Annotated in this window: 10 protein-coding genes; 2 read left to right on the top strand and 8 right to left on the bottom strand. The window is 74.7% G+C overall.

All coding sequences use genetic code 11. From position 1 onward, the window contains the following. Window positions 1-41: 41 nt before the first annotated feature. The 8 genes from ACFVXH_RS16160 to ACFVXH_RS16125 form a co-directional block, all read right to left on the bottom strand. The gene (locus ACFVXH_RS16160; RefSeq protein ID WP_074003730.1) at window positions 42-2,519 is read right to left on the bottom strand and encodes a SpoIIE family protein phosphatase; all 2,478 of its coding nucleotides are present in this window, start codon (window positions 2,517-2,519) and stop codon (window positions 42-44) included. Window positions 2,520-2,668: 149 nt separating this feature from the next. Continuing rightward, window positions 2,669-3,289, bottom strand: coding sequence for a TetR/AcrR family transcriptional regulator (locus ACFVXH_RS16155; protein ID WP_049655195.1), 621 nt, complete (start codon window positions 3,287-3,289; stop codon window positions 2,669-2,671). Between the two features lie 113 nt (window positions 3,290-3,402). Then, complete coding sequence (locus tag ACFVXH_RS16150; RefSeq protein ID WP_387823980.1) at window positions 3,403-5,001, bottom strand: 4-coumarate--CoA ligase family protein; 1,599 nt, start codon at window positions 4,999-5,001, stop codon at window positions 3,403-3,405. Between the two features lie 393 nt (window positions 5,002-5,394). After that, window positions 5,395-6,564: an acyl-CoA dehydrogenase family protein gene (locus ACFVXH_RS16145; RefSeq protein ID WP_049659699.1), complete on the bottom strand. Its 1,170-nt coding sequence runs from the start codon at window positions 6,562-6,564 to the stop codon at window positions 5,395-5,397. Window positions 6,565-6,577: 13 nt separating this feature from the next. Beyond that, complete coding sequence (locus tag ACFVXH_RS16140) at window positions 6,578-8,518, bottom strand: acetyl/propionyl/methylcrotonyl-CoA carboxylase subunit alpha (protein WP_387823977.1); 1,941 nt, start codon at window positions 8,516-8,518, stop codon at window positions 6,578-6,580. Between the two features lie 13 nt (window positions 8,519-8,531). Further along, window positions 8,532-10,130, bottom strand: a complete 1,599-nt coding sequence (locus ACFVXH_RS16135; protein WP_049650431.1) for an acyl-CoA carboxylase subunit beta — start codon at window positions 10,128-10,130, stop codon at window positions 8,532-8,534. After that, entirely contained in the window at window positions 10,127-11,839 is a 1,713-nt protein-coding gene (locus ACFVXH_RS16130; RefSeq protein WP_387823974.1) for an acyclic terpene utilization AtuA family protein, read from the bottom strand. Before ACFVXH_RS16130 ends, ACFVXH_RS16135 begins: the two co-directional genes overlap by 4 nt. Before the next feature lie 200 nt (window positions 11,840-12,039). Then, window positions 12,040-14,019 (bottom strand): HelD family protein, encoded by a 1,980-nt coding sequence (locus ACFVXH_RS16125; protein WP_387824263.1) that lies wholly within the window; start codon window positions 14,017-14,019, stop codon window positions 12,040-12,042. 499 nt (window positions 14,020-14,518) lie between these two features. Between ACFVXH_RS16125 and ACFVXH_RS16120 the strand changes: the two genes are divergently transcribed. Continuing rightward, window positions 14,519-15,769, top strand: a complete 1,251-nt coding sequence (locus tag ACFVXH_RS16120) for a cytochrome P450 (RefSeq protein WP_387823971.1) — start codon at window positions 14,519-14,521, stop codon at window positions 15,767-15,769. A 192-nt stretch (window positions 15,770-15,961) separates the two neighbouring features. Further along, on the top strand, window positions 15,962-16,882 hold a 921-nt coding region (locus tag ACFVXH_RS16115), incomplete at its 3' end, for a C40 family peptidase (protein WP_387823968.1).

Genomic DNA, 16,882 nt, shown 5'->3' with positions numbered 1-16,882 from the left:
ACGGCCGTTCTCGTGTACGGAACCACCGTTCCTTACGGGACCTACGAGACCCCGAACGGCAGCTCCAGCTCGGCCCAGACCACCTTGCCGTCCCGGGTGAGCCGGCTGCCCCAGCGCTGGGCCAGCTCGCTGACCAGGAACATCCCGCGCCCGCCCTCGTCCTGCTCGGCGAACGGGCGCAGCTGCGGGGTCTGGCCGCCGGCGTCGGCGACCTCCAGGGTGAGCACCCGGTCGCGGAACAGCCGCAGCCGGCGCGGGGCGTCGGCGTGCAGCAGGGCGTTCGTGACCAGCTCGCTGACCAGCAGTTCGGCGTAGTCGGTGAGCGCGGCCAGGCCCCAGGCCTCCAGGGTGGCGCGGGTGAAGCGGCGGGCCCTGCCGGGCAGCCGGCCGCCGCCGGACAGCGGCAGGGTGGCGACCCGGTCGGCGGGCAGCGGCAGCACCCGGGCCATGATCATCGCGATGTCGTCCTCGGTGCCGTCGGTGACCAGCGCCGCGAGGACGGCGTCGCAGTTCTCCTCCAGGGTCCGGCCGGGGCCGGAGAGGGTGCTGGCGAGCCGGTCGATCCCGGTGTCCAGGTCCTCGCCGCGCCGCTCGACCAGGCCGTCGGTGTAGAGCGTGACCATGCCGCCCTCGGGGATGGTGAACTCGATCGACTCGAAGGCCACCCCGCCGACGCCCAGCGGCACCCCGGGCGGCACGTCCACCCTGGCGGCGGTGCCGTCGGGGGCGACCCGGACCGGCGGCAGGTGCCCGGCCGAGGCGACCTGGACGGTGCGCTCCAGCGGGTCGTACACCGCGCAGATGCAGGTGGCGAACTGGCCCTCGCCGATTCCCGAGGCGGTCTCGTCCAGCCGGGTGAGGACCTGCTCCGGCGGCATGTCGAGGGTGGCGAGGGTCCGGGCGACGGTGCGCAGCTGGCCCATCGTGGCGGCGGCCCGGATGCCGTGGCCCATCACGTCGCCGACCACCAGGGCGACTCTCCCGCAGGACAGCGGCACCACGTCGAACCAGTCGCCGCCGACCTCGCTGACCACGCTGCTGGGCAGGTAGCGGTAGGCGATCTCCAGGCCGAGGGTGCGGTGCACCTCCTGCGGCAGCAGGCTGCGCTGGAGGGTGAGGGCGGTCTCCCGCTCGCGGCGGTAGAGCCGGGCGTTGTCGAGGGCCAGCGCGGTGCGGGCGACCAGTTCCTCGGCGAGGGCGACGTCGGCGGCGGTGAACGGCTCGGGGTTGCGCATCCGGATGAACTCGGAGCCGCCGAGCACCATGCCCCGGGCGGTGATCGGCACCATCAGGTACGAGTGGATGCCCGCCGCCATCCCGGGGGCCACCCGGTCCTCGCTGGAGACCAGCCCGCGCAGCACGTCCTCGTCCACGTGGGTGCGCAGCAGCGGCTTCCCGGCGCGCAGGCACTGGGTGTAGCTGCGGTCGGGGGCGTACTCGGAGGTCTCGCCGACCACGTCCACGGCGTGCGCGAGGCCGCTCTCGTAGGACTCCCCGACGGCGACGGCGCGGAGCGTGACGTTCCGGTCGGAGGGGATCGCGGTGGGCTCGGCGCCGCGCAGCACCGGCTCCAGCAGGTCGACGGTGGCGAAGTCGGCGAACCGGGGGACGACGGCCTCGATCAGTTCCTCGGCGGTGCGCTGGAGGTCGAGGGTGGTGCCGATCCGGGCGGTCGCCTCGGCGATGGTGGCGAGCCGTTCCTGGGCCCGGGCGGCGCGGGCCTCGGCCTGGAAGCGCTCGGTGACGTCGATGATCGAGGAACAGACCCCGAAGATCCGGCCGGTGGAGTCCTCGAGCCGGAAGTAGGAGGCGGACCAGGCGCGGTCCCGCCGGGGGTCGCCGGGGACCCGGCCGTGCGAGCGGGCGTCGACGACGGGCTTGCCGGTCTTGAGCACCTGGCGCATGATCTGCTCGATCTCGGCGCTGTTGATGCCGGGCAGGACGGCGGATATCCGGCGGCCGAGGTGGGCGGCGACGGGCACCCCGTTCATCCGGGCGAGTGCCTCGTTGATCCGGATGTAGCGCAGTCCGGTGTCGTAGACGGCCATGCCGATCGGCGAGCGGCCGAAGATGCCGTCCAGGACCGCGAGGTCGGCCTCGACGGCGTGCAGGGCGCGGGTGTCGGAGGCGGTGGCGAGCAGCAGCAGGGTGCCGGCCGGGCCGGCTATCGGGTAGGTGCGGAACTCCAGCTCGACCTTGTGGCCGTCGCGGTGGCGCACCGGGAAGACGCCGGACCAGCCGCTGCCGGTCATGATCCGCTGGAAGAGGCCGAGCACCTCGGAGCGGTCGGACCCGTCGGTGAGCAGCTGGGCGGCGTAGCTGCCGACGGCCTCCTCGGCGGAGTAGCCGAGCAGGGCCTCGGCGTCCTCGCTCCAGTGCAGGATCAGTCCGTCGTCCTGGAGCAGCGCCGTCGCGAGCGGGACGAGCCGGTGGCCTTCGGGGTTCGCGCCCTCGGGACGTACCGGGGCACGGCCCGGTGCCGGGTCGGCGGCGGTCGCGTCCCACTCGTGTCCGTGCATGATCAGGCAGCACCCCGGTTCGGCTCGTGCCCGGCCGGGTGGGCCTCGCGGTCGGTGCCGGCCGGGATTCTTCTCCAGACTGCACGGACATCGGCCGCCCGGCGACCCCTTTGGTCAGGGGGCGTCCGGTCGCTCCGGGTGTACGGGCGTCATGGGCGTACCGGCCGCAGCGTACTCTCCAGAACGCCCGCCCACTGCCGGATCACGCCGGAACGTCGGTGGCTGTCGTCGGTGAGCAGGTTGGCGAGGCCCAGTCCGCGGGCGAGGTCCAGCGTGGCCTGCACGGATTCGCGCACCCCGGGGCGGCTCTCGTCGGCGTCCAGGAACTCGACGGCGGCCCGGTGGGCCTCCCGGCCGACGTGGCCCTCCAGGGCGATGATCCGCTCGCGCAGCGCCTCCTCGGTGGCGGCGGCGGTCCACAGGTGCAGGGCGGCGCGGAACAGCGGGCCGGTGTAGAGCCGCACGATCATGTCGACCACGGCCCCGGTGCGGTCGGGGCCGGCGGTCGGCAGCTCGTCCGCGTGGGCGCGGACGGCTGCCAGCCGCTCGGCGGTGACGTGCTCGACGGCCGCGGTGAAGAGGTCCTCGCGGGTCGGGAAGTGGTGCTGGGCCGCGCCCCGGGAGACCCCGGCCCGTTCGGCGACGACGGTGACGGTGGAGCCGTGCCAGCCGAGCTCGGCCAGGCAGTCCACGGCCGCCGCGAGCAGCCGGGCCCTGGTCGCTCGGCTGCGGTCCTGCTGCGGGGTGCGGGCGGCGGGGTGGCTGGTCATGGCGGCGGGCGGTTCCTGTTCCGGTCGGGGCGCGGCGGGTGCCGGTCGGGGCGCGGCGGGACGATCCTCACAGACGCGCCCCGGTCCCCGGCCGCCGGGGCGGCCCCGGCCGGTCAGCGGGCGGCGGCGCGCCCGGCCTCGCGGGCGCGCAGTTCGCGGCGCAGGATCTTGCCGGCCGCGGACTTGGGGACGGTGTCGACGAACTCCACCAGGCGGACCTTCTTGTACGGGGCGACCTGTCCGGCGACGTACCCGGTGACCTCCTCGGCGGTCAGGGTGCTGCCCGGGGCGCGGACCACGAAGGCCTTGGGGCACTCGGTGCCCTCGGCGTCCGGGACGCCGATCACGGCGGCGTCGGTGATCTGCGGGTGGCCGAGCAGGACGGCCTCCAGTTCGGCGGGGGCGACCTGGTAGCCCTTGTACTTGATCAGCTCCTTGACCCGGTCGACGATGTACAGGTAGCCGCGTTCGTCCACGAAGCCGACGTCGCCGGTGTGCAGCCACCCCTCGGCGTCGACCACCGCGGCGGTCTCGGAGGGGCGGCCGAAGTAGCCCTTCATCACCTGCGGGCCGCGGATCAGCAGCTCGCCGGGCTCGCCGGGCCCGAGGTCGCCGTCGGAGCCGTCCAGGGCGGTGATCCGCAGCTCGGTGGAGGGGACCATCCGGCCGACCGAGCCGGGCGAGGGGTCGCCCTCGCGCGGGGAGACGACGTGGGTGACCGGGGAGAGCTCGGTCATGCCGTAGCCCTGGAGCAGGTGCGGCAGGCCCAGGCGCCGGGCGCAGGCGTCGGCGAGTTCGTGGTCGAGCGGGGCGGCGGCGCACAGCAGGTACTCGACCGAGGAGAGGTCGTACTGCTCGACGACGGGGTGCCGGGCCAGCGCGAGGGCGATCGGCGGGGCCACCACCAGGGCCTGCACCCGGTGCTCCTGGACGGTGCGGCAGAACTGCTCCAGGTCGAAGCGGGGCAGCACGACCACGGTGGCGCCGCAGCGCAGCGGCTGGTTGAGCAGCGCGGCCAGTCCGTAGATGTGGAAGAACGGCAGGACGGCGAGGACCCGTTCGCCCTCGGCGGGGCGGTAGAGGGCGTCGCACTGGGAGAGGTTGGTGGCGATCGAGCGGTGGGTGAGCATCACGCCCTTGGGCAGGCCGGTGGTGCCGCTGGAGTAGGGCAGCACGGCGATGTCCTCGCCCGGGTCGATGGCGACCTCGGGGGCGGGGCCGGTGGCGGCCAGCAGGTCGGCGAGCGAGCGGTGGCCCTCGGCGCCGTCCAGGACGACGGTCTCGGCCAGCGGGCGGCCCTGTTCGGCGAGGAGTTCGGCGGCCGCACGGGCGGTCGGCAGGAAGCGGGAGACGGTGACGAGCCAGCGGGCGCCGCTGTCGCGCAGCTGGCCGGCGAGGTCGGCGGGGGTGGCGAAGGACGAGACGGTGGTGACGGTGGCGCCGGCCCTGGTCGCGCCGTAGTAGGCCATCGGGTAGGCGGTCGAGTTGGGGCTGAAGAGGGCGACGACGTCGCCGCGGCGGACGCCTGTCTCGGCCAGTCCGGCGGCCACCCGCTCGACGGCGTCGGCGAGTTGGGCGTAGCTGGTGGTCTCGCCGGTGACGCCGTCGATCAGGGCCGGGCGGTCGCCGTGCTTCGCCGCGGCGCCGAGCACCGCCTCGTGGATCGGCAGGTCGACCACGGCAACGTCGGGGAACTCGCTTCGGAACACCAAGGTGGGCCTCCAGTATGGAAGTTGACGTAGCAACAAAACCGGCTAGCAGTTCCGTGCGGGGCGCGTTCAGGAGCATACGGACAGTAGGGGGCCTGGCTCGGCCATTGTGGGGAACCCGTAATGGACCATCCGTGGCACGGTCGCTCCCGGGGGGCGCCCGACCGGAGGGCGCGCACCACGGCCGCCCGCCTCCGGGAGCGGCCCCGCCCGCGGAACTCCCCGCTGTGGGGCCCCTGTCCGGCCCCGTCCCGCTCCTGCCGCGCCGGCCGCGCCCGGCGGCGAAGGCTACGTCAAGGCCTGCGCCGGCACCACCCTGGCGGGCGACACCGAACGGGTGGCCGACCGGGGTGGCGGGTACGGCGGCGGCCGCTCAGGACCACCGGCGGCGGCCGCTCAGTACGACTTCGGCAGCCCGAGGGTGTGCTGGGCGACGTAGTTGAGCACCATCTCGCGGCTGACCGGGGCGACCCGGCCGACCCGGGTGGCGGTCAGCAGCGCGCCCAGCCCGTACTCCTGGGTCAGGCCGTTGCCGCCGAGGGTCTGCACCGCCTGGTCCACCGTCCGGGCGGCGGCCTCCCCCGCCGCGTACTTGGCCATGTTGGCGGCCTCCCCGGCGGCGAGGTCCTCGCCCGCGTCGTAGAGCAGGCCGGCCTTCTGGGTCATCAGCCGGGCCAGTTCGATCTCCACCGCGCACTGGGCCAGCGGGTGGGCCAGGCCCTGGTGGGCACCGATCGGGGTGGACCAGACGGTGCGGGTCTTCGCGTACTCGACGGCCTTGCCGAGGGCCTGGCGGGCGAGGCCGAGCGAGAAGGCGGCGGTGAGGACGCGCTCGGGGTTGAGACCGGCGAACAGCTGGAGCAGGCCCGCGTTCTCGTCGCCGACCAGGGCGTCGGCGGGCAGCCGGACGTCGTCCAGGAAGACCTGGAACTGCTTCTCCGGGGCGACGAGTTCCATCGGGATCGCCCGGTACTCGAAGCCGGGGGTGTCGCGCGGGACGACGAACAGGCAGGGCTTCAGCTTCCCGGTCCGTGCGTCCTCGGTGCGGGCCACGAACAGCACCGCGTCGGAGTGGTCGATGCCGGAGACGAAGACCTTGCGGCCGGTCAGCAGCCAGTCCTCGCCGTCCCGGCGGGCGACGGTGGATATCCGGTGCGAGTTCGAGCCGGCGTCCGGTTCGGTGATGCCGAAGGCCATCCTGCGGCTGCCGTCGGCCAGGCCGGGCAGCCAGCGCCGCTGCTGCTCCGCGGTGCCGTAGCGGGCGATCACGGTGCCGCAGATCGCCGGGGAGACGATCAGCATCAGCAGCGGGCAGCCGGCGGCGCCGAGCTCCTCCAGGACGATGGCGAGGTCGGTGATGCCGCCGCCCCCGCCGCCGTACTCGGCGGGCAGGTTGACGCCGAGGTAGCCGGCCTTGCCGGCCTCCGCCCACAGTTCGTCGGCGGGCTCGCCGGCCCGGGCCTTGGCGAGGTAGTAGGCGGAGCCGTAACGGCGGCCGAGGTCGCCGACGGCCCGGCGCAGGGTCTGGCGTTCGGGGGTCTCCAGGAGCTGACTGCCGATGGACATGCGGGGTCCTTCCTCAGGCTTCGGTGGGCCGGACGACGGCCAGCAGGGTGCCGGTTTCGACCTGCCGGCCGGGGGTGGCGCGCAGTTCGACGAGGGTGCCGTCGACCGGGGCGACGACGCGGTGCTCCATCTTCATCGCCTCCAGCACCAGCAGCGGCCGGCCGGCGGTGACGGTGTCCCCGACGGCGGCGGCGACCCGGACGACGGTGCCGGGCATCGGGGCGAGCAGCGCGCCGGGGTCGGTGCGGACGACGGGTTCGGGGAAGCGCGGCAGGGCGGTGAGCGCGGTGCCGCCGGCCGGGGTGTCGACGTGCACCCGGTCGCCGTACCGGGCGACGCGGTAGGTGCGGCGCAGCCCGCCCTCGGACAGCACGACCCGGTCCGGCGCGGCCTCGACGAGCTCGACGTCCGGGTGGTCCTCGGCCAGCAGGCCGGTGCGGGTGTGCCGGTAGCGGACGGCCGCCTCGGTGCCGTCCTCGGCCCGGTAGCGCTTGAGCTGCGGCTGGGAGGGCAGGTTGCGCCAGCCGGAGGGCAGCGCGCCGCGGCGGCCGGCGGCGTCGGCGAGGGCGGCGGCCAGCGCGGCGCGGTCGACGCCCTTGGTGTCCGGGGCGGTGAGGTCGGCCGCGTGCTCGGCCAGGAAGCCGGTGTGCAGGTCCGCGGCCAGGAAGGCTGGGTGGCGCAGCGCCCGGACCAGCAGCTCCCGGTTGGTGGCCGGGCCGTGGACGCGGGCGCGGGCGAGCGCGTCGGCGAGCCGGCGGGCGGCGGCCGCGCGGGTGGGCCCCCAGGCGATCACCTTGGCGAGCATCGCGTCGTAGTGCGGGGTGATCTCGCTGCCGGACTCCACGCCGGAGTCCAGCCGGAGGCCGGTGCCGGAGCCCGCTTCGACGCAGGTGAACTCCTGGTACGGGAGCGTCAGTTCGAACCGGTGCAGGGTGCCGGTGGCCGGCTGCCAGTCCTTGGCCGGGTCCTCGGCGTAGAGCCGGGCCTCGATCGCGTGGCCGCCGGGGGCCGGGGGGCCGGGCGGCAGCTCGGCGCCCTCGGCGACGGCGAGTTGCAGGGCCACCAGGTCCAGGCCGGTGACGGCCTCGGTGACCGGGTGTTCGACCTGGAGGCGGGTGTTCATCTCCAGGAAGAAGAACCGGCCGTCCCCGGCGAGCAGGAACTCGGCGGTGCCGGCGCCCGTGTAGCCGATCGCCCGGGCCGCGGCGCGGGCCGCCGCGTGCAGCTCGGCGCGGACCTCCGGCGGCAGGCCGGGGGCCGGGGCCTCCTCGATCACCTTCTGGTGCCGCCGCTGCAGCGAGCAGTCCCGGTCGCCGACCGCCCAGACGGTGCCGTGGGCGTCGGCCAGCAGCTGGACCTCGACGTGCCGCCCGGCGGGCAGGTAGCGCTCGCAGAACACCTCGTCCGAGCCGAAGGCCTTGGCCGCCTCCGCGCGGGCGGCGGCCAGTTCGCCGGGGAGGTCGGCCAGGCTCCGGACGACCCGCATGCCGCGCCCGCCGCCGCCCGCCGCGGCCTTGACCAGCAGCGGCAGGTCGGCCTCGGCGGGCTCGGTGAGCGCGCCCAGCACCGGCACCCCGGCCTCGGCCATCAGCCGTTTGGCGGCGGTCTTGGAGCCCATCGCGGCGATCGCGGCGGGCGGCGGGCCGACCCAGACCAGGCCCGCGTCCAGCACGGCCCGCGCGAAGTCGGCGTTCTCGGAGAGGAATCCGTACCCGGGGTGGACGGCGTCGGCCCCGGCGGCGAGCGCGGCGCGGACGAGCAGGTCGGCGCGGAGGTAGGTGTCGGCGGGCGCGGCGCCGGGCAGCCGGACGGCGGCGTCGGCCTCGCGCACGTGCGGGGCGCCGGCGTCCGGGTCGGAGTGGACGGCGGTGGTCGCGATGCCGAGCTCCCGGCAGGTCCGGAAGACCCGGCGGGCGATCTCGCCCCGGTTGGCGACCAGCAGGTTGGTGATCATCGTCTGGGGTCCCTCACATCCGGAAGACGCCGTAGCCACGCGCGCCCTCGACCGGGGCGTTGTGGATCGCGGACAGGCAGAGGCCGAGCACCGTACGGGTGTCACGCGGGTCGATGACGCCGTCGTCGTAGAGCCGGCCGGACAGGAACACCGGCAGGGACTCGGCCTCGATCTGCTGCTCGACCATCGCCCGGATCGCCGCGTCAGCGTCCTCGTCGTACGGCCGGCCCTTCGCCGCGGCCGACTGCCGGGCGACGATCGACAGCACCCCGGCGAGCTGCTGCGGGCCCATCACGGCGGACTTGGCGCTCGGCCAGGAGAAGAGGAAGCGCGGTTCGTACGCCCGGCCGCACATGCCGTAGTGGCCGGCCCCGTAGGAGGCGCCCATCAGCACGGACAGGTGCGGGACGGTGGAGTTGGCGACGGCGTTGATCATCATCGCGCCGTGCTTGATGATGCCGCCCTGCTCGTAGTCCTTGCCGACCATGTAGCCGGTGGTGTTGTGCAGGAACAGCAGCGGGGTGTTCCGCCGGTTCGCCAGCTGGATGAACTGGGCGGCCTTCTGGGACTCCTGGCTGAACAGCACGCCCTGGGCGTTGGCCAGGACGCCGACCGGGTAGCCGTGCAGGCGGGCCCAGCCGGTGGCCAGGCTGGTGCCGTAGAGCGGCTTGAACTCGTCGAAGTCGGAGCCGTCGACGATCCGGGCGATCACCTCGCGCGGGTCGAAGGGCACCTTGAGGTCGCCCGGGACGATGCCCAGCAGCTCCTCCTCGTCGTACCTGGGCGGCTCGGCGCCCCGGTCCGGGCCGGGGCCGGGCTTGCGGTGGTCGAGCCGGGCGACGATCCGGCGGGCGATCCGCAGCGCGTCCGCCTCGTCCGCCGCGACGTGGTCGGCCAGCCCGGAGACCCGGGCGTGCATCTCGGCGCCGCCGAGCGACTCGTCGTCGGCCTCCTCGCCGGTGGCCATCCGCACCAGCGGCGGGCCGCCGAGGAAGACCTTGGCGCGCTCCTTGACCAGCACGGTGTGGTCGGACATGCCGGGCACGTAGGCGCCGCCGGCCGTCGAGTTGCCGAACACCACGGCCACGGTGGGGATTCCGGCGGCGGAGAGCCGGGTGAGGTCGCGGAACAGGGCGCCGCCGGGGATGAAGATCTCCTTCTGGCTGGGCAGGTCGGCGCCGCCGGACTCGACCAGGTTGACCAGCGGGAGGCGGTTCTCCAGCGCGATCTCGTTGGCCCGCAGGGCCTTGCGCAGGGTCCAGGGGTTGCTGGCGCCGCCGCGCACCGTCGGGTCGTTGGCGGTGATCACGCACTCGACGCCCTCGACCACCCCGATACCGGTGACCAGGGCCGCGCCCACCGGGTAGTCGCTCCCCCAGGCGGCCAGCGGGGACAGCTCCAGGAACGGGGAGTCCGGGTCGACCAGCAGCTCGATCCGCTCGCGGGCCAGCAGCTTGCCGCGCCCGCGGTGGCGCTCCACGTACCGGGGGCCGCCGCCCGCCAGCGCCTTGGCGTGCTCGGCGTCGAGCTCGGCGAGCTTGGCGACCATCGCGGCGCGGTGCCCGGCGTACTCGGGCCCGGCCGGGTCGACGCGGGTGGGCAGGACGGTCACAGCAGGACCTCCGGGATGTCGAGGTGGCGGGCGCGCAGCCACTCCCCGAGGGCCTTGGCCTGCGGGTCGAAGCGGTGCCGGGCGGCGACGCCCTCGCCGAGCAGGCCGGTGAGGGTGAAGTTGACCGCCCGCAGGTTCGGCAGCAGGCGCCGGGTGACGGTCAACTCCTCGGTCTCGGGCAGGAGTTCGCGCAGCTTCTCCACGGTGAGGACGTGCGCCAGCCAGCGCCAGCCGTCCTCGGAGCGGGCCCAGACGCCGAGGTTGGCGTCCCCGCCCTTGTCGCCGCTGCGGGCGCCGGCCACCAGGCCGAGCGGGGCCCGCCGGGTCGGGCCCTCGGGGAGCGGTTCGGGCAACTCGGCTTCGGGCCGGTCGGGTTGGGCCGCGTAGCCGGTGACGGGCGCCGGCGGGACGGCGATCCGGCGGCCGTCCGGCAGGACGGCGGTGTGCTCGACGGCCTTCGGGTCGACGGACACGGCGCTGAACACCCCGTACGGCGTGCCCGGTCCGGGCGGGGCGGTGAGGTGGAAGCCCGGGTACCCGGACAGCCCCGATTCGACGGCGGCCTTGCCTAGTTGGCGCCCGACCTTGGCCGGGTCCTGGTCCCGGGCGGTCAGCCGCAGCAGCGCGGAGGCGGTCTCCTCGGTGGCGGCGTCCGGGTGGTCGGTGCGGACGAGGGTCCAGCGCAGTTCGGCGGGGCGGGCGGCGGGCGGCAGGGCGTCGGCGAACTGCCGCCGCACCAGGGCGGCCTTGGCCTCGATGTCCAGGCCGGTGAGGACGTACACCACCTCGTTGAGGTGGCCGCCGAGCCGGTTGAGGCCCGCCTTCAGGGTGGGCGGCGGGGCCTCGCCGCGCACGCCGTCGATCCGGACCCGGTCCGGCCCCTCCTCGGTGAGCCGCACGGTGTCCAGCCGGGCCGTGACGTCCGGGCCGAGGTAGCGCGGTCCGCCGGTCTCGTACAGGAGTTGGGCGGTGACGGTGCCGGTGGTGACGGCGCCGCCGGTGCCCAGGTGCTTGGTGATCACACTGGAGCCGTCGGCGCGCAGTTCGGCCAGCGGGAAGCCGGGGCGGGTCACGTCGTGCTCGTGGAAGAAGGCGTAGTTGCCGCCGGTCGCCTGGGCGCCGCACTCCAGGACGTGTCCGGCCACCACGGCGCCGGCCAGGGCGTCCAGGTCCTCCGGGGTCCAGCCGAAGCGGGCGATCCCGGGGCCGACGACCAGCGCCGCGTCCGTCACCCGGCCGGTCACCACCACGTCGGCGCCGCCGTTCAGGCAGGCGGCGATGCCGAACCCGCCGAGGTAGGCGTTGGCGGCCAACAGGCCCTCCGGCAGGCCGAGTTCGGCCCGGCGCGGGAGCAGGTCGTCGCCCTCGACGTGGGCGACGGCCGCCTCGACGCCGAGCCGCCGGGCCAGCGCGCGCAGCTCCTCGGCGAGCCGGGCCGGGTTGAGGCCGCCCGCGTTGACCACGATCTTCACGTCGCGCTCGCGGGCCAGGCCGAGGCACTCCTCCATCTGGCGCAGGAAGGTCCGGGCGTAGCCCAGCGACGGGTCCTTCAACCGGTCCCGGGCGAGGATCAGCATGGTCAGCTCGGCCAGGTAGTCCCCGGTGAGCACGTCCAGCGGCCCGCCGGTGAGCATCTCCCGCACCGCGGCGAAGCGGTCCCCGTAGAACCCCGAGGCGTTGCCGATCCGCAGTACCGCGCCGTCGCGCACCAATGCGCCTCCCCTGCCGGTGAGTTGGGCGCACCCTTCGACGGGCGCCACCGCCAGCAGCGTGGCACCGCCCGCAGAAAAAAGCAATCACGCTTGCTTGTTTTCTGCGATCCGGTGTCCCCCGCCCACGCCGCGCCCCGGTGTCCGTCCCGCGCCGGGCGCGCCCGCGGCGACGGCGCGGGCGCGGGCGCCGGGGCGCGTCAGGCGGGCTGGACGGTGATCGTGCAGAGGCGCTTGGTGGCCCTGGTCAGGGCCACGTACAGGTCCCGCTCCCCGCCGGGGCGGGCCGCAGTGATCTCCTCCGGGTCCACGACGAGGACCCCGTCGAACTCCAGGCCGCGCGCCTCGGAGGCCGGCACGACGCGCGCATGGTGGGCGATGCCCCGGGCCGTCAGCTCGCCCACCCTGGTGTCCGCGCAGACCACTCCCAGCAGCTCGCCCGGGTGCGCGGCGCTCTGGGCCCGGAGTTCCCGGAGGACGGCGGTGGCCAACCCGCCCGGGGGCGTGGTCACGGTGCGGGGGCTCTCACCGCCGCGCAGCGACCGGGTGGGCTTCTGCTCCGGGGCGATCCGCGCGAGCAGGCCCCGGACGCTCTCCAGGATCTCCTGCGTGGTGCGGTAGCTGACGGTCAGGTCGTGGAGCCTGAACCGCGGTCCGACGTGGGGGGCCAGCGCCTCCTTCCAGTCACGTGCCGTCGCGACCGGGCCCGCCTGGGCGAAGTCGCCGACCAGCGTCATCGCCCGCGCCGGGCAGCGGCGGACGATCATCCGCCACTGCATGGCGGTCAGTTCCTGCGCCTCGTCGACGACCACGTGCCCGTACGTCCGCTCCGGAGGGCCGTCGACCAGGCTCGCCGCCTCGTCCAGCAGCGGCACGTCGGCGTCGGTCCACGGGGCGTCCGGACCGCGCAGCAGCAGGGACCGCTCCGGCGCGGTCAGCCGGGGCAGCTGCTCCGCGAGGGCGTCGGCGTCCGTCAGCAGCGCCCGCACGAGGTCGCCGGGTGCCAGCCGCGGCCACAGCGCCTCGACCGCCCGGTCGAGGCCGGCGTCGGCGAGGAGATCGGCCCGGAGGGCGTCCAGGTCCAGCTCGTGCGCCGGACCCGTGTCGGCCGCGCCCTCGCCGCGGTGCCGGCCGGCCCCCGTGAACCGGTCGAGGTCCAGGCCCGTCATCGCGACGGTGTCGGCGTCGATCTGCTCCAGGACGTCGCCCATGTCCCGTTGCATCGCGTCGGTGACGGCGTCGACCAGGAGTTCCTTGAACACCTGGCGCGCGGGGTTGTGCCCCGGTACGGCCGCCGCGGCGGCGTCGCGTGCCGTGGCGACCTCCTCGGCGGACAGGTGGACCGGCTCCCGCCCGACCCGCACGGTGAAGTCGCCGGCGGGGGCCTGGTAGGCGCGCAGCAGGCCGGCCAGGGCGTCGGCGAGCTCGGCGCCGCCCTTGAGCCGCGCCGTGTCGAACCGGTCCGCCGCGGCCGGCGACACTCCGGCCAGCTCCCGGCAGGTCGCCAGGACGACGTCGTTCTCGCCGAGCGAGGGGAGGACCTGGGAGATGTAGTCGAGGAACCGGGCGTTCGGGCCCACCACCAGGACGCCCTCCTCCGCGGCGCGCGGGAACGCGTACAGGACGTAGGCCGCCCGGTGCAGGGCGACCACCGTCTTTCCGGTGCCCGGCCCGCCCTGCACCACGGTCACCCCGCGGTGGGCGGAGCGGACCACCTCGTCCTGCTCGGCCTGCAGCGTGGCGACGGCCGCCTCCATCCGGCCCGTGCGCCGGGCCGACAGCGCCTCGGTCAGCGGGCCGTCCCCCACGACGTCCTCCTCGGTCGGGGCGCTGCCGTCCAGCAGCTCGTCGCTCACCGAGACGACCGTGCGCTCCTCCAGGCGCAGGTGCCGGCGCCGCCGCAGGCCCATCGGGTGGACCGGCGTCGCCTCGTAGAACGGCCGCGCCGCGTTCGCACGCCAGTCCACGAGTAGGGGCAGGTCGTCCTCCTCCCGGTGCAGCCCGATCCGCCCGATGCGCAGGGCCGTGCCGTCCGCCCAGTCGATCCGCCCGAATACCAGACCCTTTTCGGCGCCCTCCAGCCGGCCAATTTCCTTGCCCAACCGATCGGCGGCGATTTCCCTCTCGTACGCCTCACCGGCGCTTTCCGCCGGGGCCTTCAGCAGACCCGCCCGGTGCATTCGCGCCTCGGAAAGCCGCTCGGTGAGGAATTCATACAGGGAGGACACATAATTGCGCTCCGACGCAACCGCGCGCACAACGGGATCATTCGTATTCGACACGGGGGACTCCTTCGATTCGAGCCACACCATACGGTCAAAGCCCCCCGAAGGTAAGTCTTGACTTACCTGGTGAAGCCATGGCCTTACCGCCGATTCCAGGACGGCCGACCGTACGGCGCATTACGCATTCCGCCGTTCCGCATATCGCCGATTTGCGTTCCCGATGCCCGTATGCCTTATGGGCGGGCCCGCCCCGGGCGCCGGTGATGTCGTGCCGCACCCGGGAAAAGGGGAAAGACCCGGCGCGGCGACCGGCGCCGAACGCCACGGACGGGCCGCGGCCCCGTTGACGGCCGCGCCGTACCCCTCTACAACGGAGCACAGGCCCCGGAGACGGTGGACCGTGCCCCGGCACGGCCCGCCCGGGGCACCCCGAGAGATCCCGAGGAGCAACACCATGGCTCCAGATCCAGACGTCAGCCGCTGCCCGGTGCTGGACATGACCGCCCGGGACCCGCACCGACAGAACGCCGAGCTCCGCTCCGCCGGACCCGCCGTGCGGGTCGAACTCCCCGGCGGCATCATCGCCTGGTCCGTGACCCGCAGCTCGGTGATCCGCGCCCTCACCGGCGATCCGCGGATCTCCCGCGACCCGCGCAGGCACTGGCCCGGGCTGGCCTCGGTGCCCGAGGGCTGGCCGATGGGGCCGATCGCGTTCCAGCAGAACTTCTTCAACCTCTACGGCGGCGAACACCGCTCGGCCCGGCGCCGGATGGCGCCCTCGTTCGCGCCCCGCCGGGTGTCCGCGCTGCGGCCCGGCATCGAGAAGACCACCGCCGACCTGGTCGGCGCGTTCCGTACGCTCGGCCCCGGCGAGGCCGTGGACCTGCGCCACGCCCTCTCGCGCCCGCTGACCATGACGGTGATCTGCGACCTCTTCGGCGTCCCCGCCGACATGCGGCCGCCCATCGGCACGGCGATGGACACCCTGCTGACGACGACGGCCACGAACGAGCAGATGACGCGCTCCCGCGCGGAGATCAACGTGGTGCTGACCGAGCTGCTGGCGCTCAAGCGGCGCGACCCCGGCCCGGACCTCGCCAGCGACGTGGCCGCCGTCGACACCGGCGACGGGACCGGCCGCAGCGAGGAGGAGTCCCGCGACATCCTCTTCCTGATGCTCGGCGCCGGGTACGAGACCGCGGTCAACCTCATCACCAGCGCCGTCCAGGCCCTCCTCGCCCACCCCCGCCACCTGGCCGAGGTCCGCGCGGGCACCCTCGGCTGGGAAGCCGTCGTCGAGGAGACCCTGCGCTACGAGAGCCCGGCGATGCACCTCCCGCTCCGCTACCCCCTGGAGGACGTCGACCTGGGCGAGGGCGTGGTCATCCGGCGGGGCGAGCCGATCCTGCTCGGCTTCGGCGCGGCCGGCCGGGACCCGGAGGTCCACCCGGAGCGGCCGGACGACTTCGACCCGACGCGCCCCGACAAGGAGCACCTGGCCTTCGGCTACGGCCCGCACTTCTGCCTCGGCGCGCCCCTCGCCCGGCTGGAGACCGAGGTGGCCCTGGAGGGCCTGTTCGGCGCCTACCCCGACAGCGCCCTGGACCCGTCCCGTCCGACGCCGCCCCGGCTGGAGTCCGCCATCATCAACGGCCCCGCCGAGCTCTGGGTCGTCCCGACGCCCGCCCTGGCCGCCGGGGTGTGACGGCCCGCCCCGGTGCCACCCGGGGGCGAGCAGCCCGGCCCGGCGGCCGCTGCGGCACGTCCGCGCCGGGCTGCCCCCTTGTTGCCGGTAGTCGTGCCCGTGACCTGCACACCGGCAAGTGTGCGGACCACAGGAGGTATGGGGGACAGGACCATTGACCCGGAGTCAGCGGCTCCGGAAGTATTCGCGACCATGACTACGCGCGTAAACGTTCTGTCGCGGTGGCTGGTCGCCCCGCTGCGGTGGGCGGCCCTGCTGTCGCTGCTGGTGTCGGTCGGAGTGTTCTTCGCCGGTGCCGGGGCGGCCGAGGCGGCGCCCGCCTGCGGGGTGCTCTCCACCGGTGCGGCGCCGCAGGCGACCGCCGCCGTCCGCTCCGCCTGCGGGCTGATCGGCACCCCGTACTCGTGGGGCGGCGGCCACGGCTCGCAGCCCGGCCCGACGTACGGCCTCTGCGACCCCGCCAACGGCGCCCCCAACGACTGCAACGTCCGCGGCCTGGACTGCTCCGGCATGGTCCGCTACGCCTACGACCTGGCGGTCGGCGACGACGTCATCAACGGCACCACCCGGACCCAGTGGCCGACCTCCCGCGCCGTCGCCCGCTACTACCGGGCGGACGGGACCGCACCGCTGCTCCCCGGCGACCTGGTGTACTTCGGCAACACCGCCTCCACCATCCACCACGTCGCGATGTACCTCGGGCAGGGCTGGATAGTCGAGGCCCCCTACTCCGGCGGCTACGTCCAGGTGGCGGCGCTCTCCTCGCACGGCGACTACTACGGCGCCATCCGGCTGTACGGCCCCGGCTCCACCACCCCGCCGCCGACCACGCCCCCGTCGAACAGCGGCCAGTACTGGGTGGACACCCTCGCCAACGCGCCGGTGTACGGCTCCCCGACCTCCACCACCAGCACCGGGACGCTGTACCAGGGCACCAACTACGTCTACTGCAAGGCCTGGGGCCGCGAGGTCTCCAACGGCAGCGCCTTCAACCACTGGTGGCTGAAGACCGACCCGGACTCCGGCCCCGGCGGCCAGTGGGTGTCCGCGTTCTACCTCTCCCGCTGGGGCAACGACACGGCCAAGGACAACAACGGCACGACCATCCCCGAC

Source organism: Kitasatospora sp. NPDC058184 (assembly GCF_042883725.1).
Taxonomy (GTDB): Bacteria; Actinomycetota; Actinomycetes; order Streptomycetales; family Streptomycetaceae; genus Kitasatospora.
The sequence above is the reverse complement of the archived record's forward strand: the minus strand, read 5'-3'. Positions and strand labels throughout refer to the sequence as shown.

Bases quoted from the DNA above. Each gene is read 5' to 3' on its own strand.
- ACFVXH_RS16160 (WP_074003730.1), bottom strand. From the start codon at position 2,519: ATGCACGGACACGAGTGGGACGCGACCGCCGCCGACCCGGCACCGGGC.
- ACFVXH_RS16155 (WP_049655195.1), bottom strand. From the start codon at position 3,289: ATGACCAGCCACCCCGCCGCCCGCACCCCGCAGCAGGACCGCAGCCGA.
- ACFVXH_RS16145 (WP_049659699.1), bottom strand. From the start codon at position 6,564: ATGTCCATCGGCAGTCAGCTCCTGGAGACCCCCGAACGCCAGACCCTG.
- ACFVXH_RS16140 (WP_387823977.1), bottom strand. From the start codon at position 8,518: ATGATCACCAACCTGCTGGTCGCCAACCGGGGCGAGATCGCCCGCCGG.
- ACFVXH_RS16125 (WP_387824263.1), bottom strand. From the start codon at position 14,019: ATGCACCGGGCGGGTCTGCTGAAGGCCCCGGCGGAAAGCGCCGGTGAG.
- ACFVXH_RS16120 (WP_387823971.1), top strand. From the start codon at position 14,519: ATGGCTCCAGATCCAGACGTCAGCCGCTGCCCGGTGCTGGACATGACC.